This is a genomic window from Streptomyces botrytidirepellens (assembly GCF_003721215.1).
Lineage (GTDB): Bacteria > Actinomycetota > Actinomycetes > Streptomycetales > Streptomycetaceae > Streptomyces > Streptomyces himastatinicus.
In genome coordinates this window covers 1-3,382 of sequence record NZ_RIBZ01000003.1, presented here as the reverse complement: position 1 = coordinate 3,382, position 3,382 = coordinate 1, and the positions used below count along the sequence as shown (strand labels likewise).

1 pseudogene is annotated in these 3,382 nt (G+C 71.9%); it reads right to left on the bottom strand.

Features of this window, described 5'->3' with window-relative positions:
- Positions 1-3,382, bottom strand: a pseudogene (locus tag EEJ42_RS54375) (type I polyketide synthase); the annotation flags it as partial.

Below are 3,382 nucleotides of genomic sequence, written 5' to 3'. Positions count from 1 at the left end.
CCCAGACCCAAGCCGCTCGCATCGGTACCCGGCCGGACAGCCCCCATCCAAAAACGCTGCCGCTGAAACGCATACGTCGGCAGGCCGATCCGCTCGGCGCCGCTCTCGGCGAACACGGCGGACCAGTCCACCTTGCCCCCGTGTACGAACAGTTCCGCCACCGCTGCCATCACGGTCTCGGTCTCGGGTCGGCCCTTACGCAGCACCGACACCGCCGTGTCCACTTCGGACTGAGCGAGCGCGGTCAGTACCGGGTCCGGACCGATTTCGAGCAGCCGGGCCGCCGCCTGCTCGCCGGTTGTGGTCAGCAGGGCGTCGTGGAAGCGCACCGGGCGGCGGACCTGGCGCACCCAGTAGTCCGGCGTGGCCCAGTCCTGCTCGTCGACCGGCCGCCCGGTGAGAGTGCTGGCCGCCGGAAGGATCGGCTGCCGGTACGTCACGCTTGCCGCGATCTCGGCGAACTCCTCAAGCATCGGCTCCATCAACGGCGAGTGGAAGGCGTGGCTGACGCGCAGCCGCGACACCCGCCGACCCCGCTCCCCCGCAACCGCCATCACCCGCTCGACCGCATCCTCGTCACCGGACACCACCACCGACGTGGGCCCGTTCACCGCCGCGACCGCCACCCGCTCGCCCTCGGCAAACCCGCCGAGGATGTCGGCGACCTCGGACTCGGTGCCCTCGACCGCCGCCATCGCACCACCCGAGGGCAGCGCCTGCATCAACCGCGCACGACCCGCCACCAACCGCGCGGCATCGGCGAGATCGAACACACCCGCTGCGTAGGCGGCGGCCAGCTCGCCGACCGAGTGGCCCAGCACCACGTCCGGGCGTACTCCCCAGGAACGCAGCAGCTCCACAACGGCGACCTGAACCGCGAACAGCGCCGTCTGGGCATACCCCGTCCGGTCCAGCAGCCCCGCCTCTTCGGAGCCCTCGTCCGCGAACAGCACCTGCCGCACCGGGACCGGGAACTCGGCGGCGCCGTCGAGATCGGCGTCCATGTGGCCGCAGACCTCGTCCAGGGTCCTGGCGAACGCCGGGAACCGTTCGTACAGCTCGCGGCCCATGCCGGGCCGCTGGCTGCCCTGGCCGGTGAACATCCACGCCGTACGCCCCTCGACCGCCACACCGGACACCACGGAGGCGTCGCCGTCGGCCAGCGCGGCCACGCCCGAGTGCAGGGTGGCGAAGTCGGCGCCGAGCACCACTGCCCGGTGTTCCAGCGCCGCCCGGGTCGTCGCGAGCGAAAGGCCCACGTCCGCCGGGGAACGGTCGGAGCCCTCAGCGAGGAATGCCGCAAGTCGTGCCGCCTGGGCCCGCGTCGCTTGCGGGTTGCGGCCGGACAGCACCCACGGCACCACCGGCAGCCCCGCCGACGGCCGCTCCACGGCCACGGGCGGCTCGATCGCGGGAGCTTCCTCGGCCTCCTCGATGATGACGTGCGCGTTGGTCCCGCTGATCCCGAACGACGAGACACCCGCCCGACGTGGCCGCTCACCGCGCGGCCACGCACGAGCCTCGGTCAGCACCTCGACCGCACCGGACTCCCAGACCACGTGCGACGAGGGACGGTCGACGTACAAGGTCTTCGGCAGCTGCCCTTCCCTCAGCGCCATCACCATCTTGATCAATCCGGCCGCGCCGGCCGCGGCCTGGCTGTGCCCGATGTTCGACTTGATCGAGCCGAGCCACAGGGGATCCTGACCGTCACGGCCCTGGCCGTACGTCGCCAGCAGTGCCTGGGCCTCGATCGGGTCGCCGAGTGTGGTGCCGGTGCCGTGGGCCTCCACTGCGTCCACTTCGGAGGTCGAGAGGCGCGCGTTCGCCAGGGCCTGGCGGATGACGCGCTGCTGGGAGGGGCCGTTCGGCGCGGTCAGGCCGTTGGAAGCACCGTCCTGGTTGACCGCGCTGCCGCGTATGACCGCGAGCACCGGGTGCCCCAGCCGCTCGGCCTCGGAGAGGCGTTCGAGCACCAGCACCCCGGNACCGGGTGCCCCAGCCGCTCGGCCTCGGAGAGGCGTTCGAGCACCAGCACCCCGGCGCCCTCCGCCCATCCGGTGCCGTCCGCGGCGTCCGAGAAGGACTTGCACCGGCCGTCCCCGGCCAGCCCGCCCTGACGGGCGAACTCCAGGAAGATGCCCGGGGTAGCCATCACGGTGGCGCCTCCGGCGAGTGCCATCTCGCACTCGCCCGCGCGCAGCGCCTGGCACGCCAGGTGCAGGGCGACCAGGGACGACGAGCACGCGGTGTCCACCGACACCGCCGGGCCCTCCAGTCCCAGCACGTACGACAAGCGGCCCGATGCGACGCTCGGCGTGCTGCCGGTGAGCAGGTACCCGCCGGACTCGCCCTCGGGGTCGTGCATGGTCCCGCCGTACCCACTGCCCGAGATGCCGGAGAACACGCCAGTGGCCGTGCCGCGCAGGGACATCGGGTCGATGCCCGCCCGTTCCAGGGCTTCCCAGGAGGTCTCCAGCAGCAGCCGCTGCTGCGGATCCATCGCCAGCGCCTCACGCGGCGAGATCCCGAACAGCTCCGCATCGAACTCCGTGGCGTCCTCCACGAAACCCCCGACAGCCGCGATGTCGTCCAGCACCCGCGTGTCCCAGCCACGGTCCACCGGCAGCGGCGACATCCCGTCACCACCGGAATCCACCAGCTCCCACAACGTCTCCGGCGACGTCACACCACCCGGGTAACGGCAGCCCATGCCAACGATCGCGATCGGGTCATCGACGGCACCCGCACGCTCGACGTAACGATCTTCCGCAGCCTGCTCCTCGACCACGCCGAGCAGTTCCTCACGCAGATACCCGGCGAGGGAAGCAGGAGTGGGATGGTCGAAGACGATCGTGGCCGGCAGGTGCAGCGCAGTGGCGGAGCCGAGCCGGTTACGCAGGTCCACCGCGGTCAGCGAGTCGAAACCGAGATCCTTGAACGCCCTGGTCGTGTCGACCGCCGCGGCGGAAGCATGCCCCAGCACGGCAGCGACCGACGTCTGCACCAGATCCAGCAGCACTCGGTTCTGCTCCGCAGATGGGAGACCCCGCAGCCGGTCGGCGAGCGCACCCCCCTCACCTGCTGCGGACCGGCCTGCGGTGCGGCGCTGCTGCGGGGCGGCCGGGACGAGCGCCTGGAGCACACCCGGCAGACTGTCCCGGACCCCGGCCAGAGACGCGGTCCGCAGCGCGACCGGCACCGCAACGGGCTCATTGACCTGCAAAGCGGTATCCAGCAGCGCGAGCCCGTCCCGCGTGGACAGCGGCGGGAACCCCTGACGCCGAAGCCGGTCCACGTCCGCCTCACCCAGACGGCCCCCCATACCCTCGGCCTGCTCCCACATCCCCCACGCCAACGACACACCAGCCAGCCCCTGCGC